Raw genomic sequence first — 3,716 nt, forward strand, 5'->3', positions numbered from 1 at the left:
CGCCCGTACCCCCGGTCCCCGGCGCGGAACTGGACGAGGAGGCGACCGCCGAACGCAGCGCCGCCGACGGCTTCCTGCGCCCCGTACGCCGCCCGGCGGCGCACCGGGAGGCCGAGATCCAGCTCCTGATGGACGCCTCGCCGACCACCTCCGTGTGGCAACCGACCCTCGAACGGCTCCGCCAGGCGTGCGAACGGCTCGGCGCGTTCCGCGACGTCCAGGTGCACTACCTGCACCAGGGGCCGGACGGCTCGGCGATGGCCGGCACCGGACCCGACCCGGGCCAGACCCGGCTGCGCCCCGCCGACCAGCACCGCGACGTCACCGGCCGCCGGCTCACGCTCGTCATCAGCGACTGCGTGGGACCGCTGTGGCAGTCGGGTGGCGCCCAGCGCATGCTCCACCGCTGGGCCGAGAGCTCCCAGATCGCCGTCGTGCAGCCCCTGCCGCCCCGGCTGTGGGACCGCACCGCGCTGCCCGCCGACCCGGGGCTGCTCGTGCACGAGCCCGGTGTGGGACGCGGCATGCGGTTCGTCGCCGACGAGACCCACGGGCGCGCGGCGCCGCCCGCCGGCGCGCGCCCGGTGCCCGTCCTGCTGCCGACCGACCGGGTCCTCGGCGGCTGGGCCCAACTGCTCGGCGGCACCGGCACCCGTACGATGCGCGGCGCGGCGGGCTGGGTGCTGCCGCGGCACCCGGCACAGCCCGAGTCCTGGCCGTACGGAGGGGCGCGCACCCCGCAGGCGCGGCTGCGCGACTTCCGCTCCGGCGCGTCGCCGGGCGCGCTCGAACTGGCCGTCCATCTCGCGGCCGTACCGCTCTACCTGCCCGTCATGCAGCTCGTGCAGGAAGCGCTGCTGCCCGACACCGGCCCCATGCAACTGGCCGAAGTGCTCCTCGGCGGGCTGCTGGAGCGGCTGCCCGACACCGCCGGCGTGCCGGGACCGCGCTACGACTTCGCGCCCGGCGTACGCGAACTGCTGCTGGAGATGCTCGACCAGGGCGCCGCCGAACTGGTCCTCAAGTACCTGTCGGAGTACGTCACCCGGCGGTTCGGCAAGGGCATGCGCAACTTCCCGGCGCTGGCCGTCGCCCGCCTCCAGGGGCTGGAGACCGACGAGCCGGTGGTGCCGGAGGACCCCGACGGGGGGCCGCAGGCCGACGAGGAGCTGTTCGCGCAGGTCCCCGCGCGCGTGGTGCGCTGGTACCGGCCCGTACGCCCGGTGCCCGGCAGGCTGGACGAGGTGGAGCGGCTGCTCGGCCTGTGGCGCGACCGCCGCGACCGGCAGATGCTCATCGACGCGCAGGCGCTCGCCGAGGCGGCGCTGGCCGCCGACGACGACGGACGCTCCCGGCATCTGCTGGGCCGGGTGCTGTTCGCCCGCGCCAACACGGCGGAGGCACGGCGCGACCCCGGGGAGGCGCACGCGCTGCTGACCCGCGCCGAGCGGCTGCTCACCGGACGCGAGCCGGCGACGGCCGTCGCCCGCGCGGACGTCCGGCACGAGCTGTGGCGCCAGGACCACGACCCGCGGTGGCTGCACGCGGCTGTCGCCGGGCTGGCCGAGATGCCCGGCGGGGCCGACCTCGCCACGGAGACGGCACGCCGCCTGCGGATGGGCCGGGTCCTGCTCGACCTGGCCGGGACCACCTCCGAACCCGAGGAGCCGGCCACCGCGTCCGTACGCGAACTGCGCACCGCGCTCGGCCTGCTGGACGAACTGGACGCACCCCCGCACCGCCGCGCGGGCGCCCTCCTCGACCTCGTGTCGGCCCTGCGGCTGACGCGGGAGCGCGACACGGCCGAACTCCTCGCCCTGACCGAGGCGGCCGAGACGGCGGCCGGGGACAGCGCGTCGCTGCTGCTGCGCACCCTGCGCGAGCGGGCGCGGATCCACCGCGAGGTACGGGACTGGGAAGCGGCGGCGACCGCGTACGGGCAGGCCGAGCGCACCGCGCCGCGCGACAGCCACGAACGGTGCGAACTCCTCGCCGAGTGGGGCGAGATGCTGCTCACCGAGACCCGTCACATCGACCGCGCCGAGGGCATCCTGCGCGAAGCCCTCACCAACGTCACCTCCAGGACCCCGCTCCGCTGGCGCCTCCACCTGCTGCTCGGTACGGCCCTGCTGGACCGCTACCGCGGCGACCGCGCGGGCGGCGGCTTCCTGCCCGACGTCTACGAGGGCTGCCATCTGCTGGAGCTCTCCGCCCGCCGCGCCGCCGACCCGGCCACCCGGGCCCGCTCCTGGCTGCTGCTGGCGGGCGCGCGCCTCGAACTGCCGCAGCCGCGGACGCACTTCGCCTCGGCGGAGTCCGCCTACGGCAGGGCGCTGCGCGAGATCCCCGAACCGCCGTCGGTCACGGCGGCCCGCGCGCTGCACGGCCGCGCCGAACTGTACGAGCGGATGAACCGCCCGTCGGCGGCCCGGACCGACTACCGCGCGGCGGCCGACCACTGGCGCGCACTGGCCGAGCAGGGCGTCCCGGTCCCGGAGGACGAGGCACGGGCGACCGGCGAACGGATGCGGGCGCTGAGCGGCGGCCCGGGCGGAGGGACGAGCGTGCGGGAGGGCCCGGAGCGCGGGTGAACCGACCAGTGCGGCCAGGTGCGTGCGCGACCGGCGCGTGCACCGACGCGCCCCGGTATGCGCTCCCTCGGAGGCCGCGCGGGTGCGGCCGAACACCAACTCCCCGTGTGACGAACGGGTTTCCGAATCGTGGGCCTCGGGAAGGAGAAACCTCACGGCATCGCCTCCCAGAGCGTGCCGTGAACCCGGCGCCGTCCGCCCCGCAGAGCGGTGCTCACGGCGTCTGGTGTGTGCGAACGCAAGGCGGGACTTTCACCACACGCCCTCGGGGGCATCGGGGAGGAGCAGAGCGTGCTGGAGCAACGTGTGGCCGGATCCGCGGCGCAGGTCGGTGGGATCCCGGGCAGCCCGGTGCTCCCCGATCTCACCGGTGTCGACCTGCGCACCCTGCAGTGCCTGGACGACGCCGCGCTGACGGCGGCCGTCGAGGACGTGCTCCGCTGTCCCGGCTCGTTCACCGACGTGTGGAAAGACTCGGAGTGAGCGGGCGGACGCGGCGACTGGATTCGGCCGGTGTCGCAGCGGAGCGGAGGTAATGGCTCCGGCGCCGGGGGCCTTCACGGTCCCGTCCGACACCCTCCTGCGGATCGCCACCACGCGTCAGCGCCCGCGCGACCTGGAGCTGCTGCACGCCGCACTGCACAGCCGCCGGCTGGTCCTGTTCAAGGCCCTCCTCGCCCGCGTGGGACGGGGCGAGTTACCGCCGCCCGCCCGTGCCGCGTTCGACCGGGACTGGAGTCTCCTGGAGCGGGCCGAGTCGCCCGCGCCGGCCGCCGCCCGCCGGCTCCTCGACTACCCCGCCGTCGGCGGCTGGATCGTGGACGCCCTCAACGCACCCGGACCGGACGGCCTCACAGCCGCCCTCCACCCCCTCGGCGGCATCGCCGTCGGAACGGCGCTGCGCACCGGCGCCCGGCTCGACACCGTACTGCCCACCGCCGGCGGGCGGCTCGTCCTGCCCGGCGTCGGCGCCCAGGAGGCCCGCGCACCCCGCGTACGGGTCCGCTCCGGCCCGCACGGCACGCTGCTCACCCCCGTGGGCAACTCCGCCCGGTCCGTGCTTCTGCGGCCCGACGGCCGGGGAGCGGGGGCGGGCTGGACCTGCCTGGCCGCGCTGCCGGGCAG

2 protein-coding genes and 1 pseudogene are annotated in these 3,716 nt (G+C 76.5%); all 3 read left to right on the plus strand.

What is annotated here, in order from left to right; translation table 11 throughout:
• A partial coding sequence (locus GXP76_RS34525; protein WP_242575565.1) for an SAV_2336 N-terminal domain-related protein occupies nt 1-2,591 on the plus strand: 2,591 nt, incomplete at its 5' end.
• Between the two features lie 291 nt (nt 2,592-2,882).
• Nucleotides 2,883-3,074, plus strand: coding sequence for a hypothetical protein (locus GXP76_RS34530; protein ID WP_242575566.1), 192 nt, complete (start codon nt 2,883-2,885; stop codon nt 3,072-3,074).
• Nucleotides 3,075-3,126: 52 nt separating this feature from the next.
• Nucleotides 3,127-3,716, plus strand: a pseudogene (locus tag GXP76_RS34535) (hypothetical protein); the annotation flags it as partial.

Source organism: Streptomyces sp. NP-1717 (genome assembly GCF_022695985.1).
Taxonomy (GTDB): Bacteria; Actinomycetota; Actinomycetes; order Streptomycetales; family Streptomycetaceae; genus Streptomyces.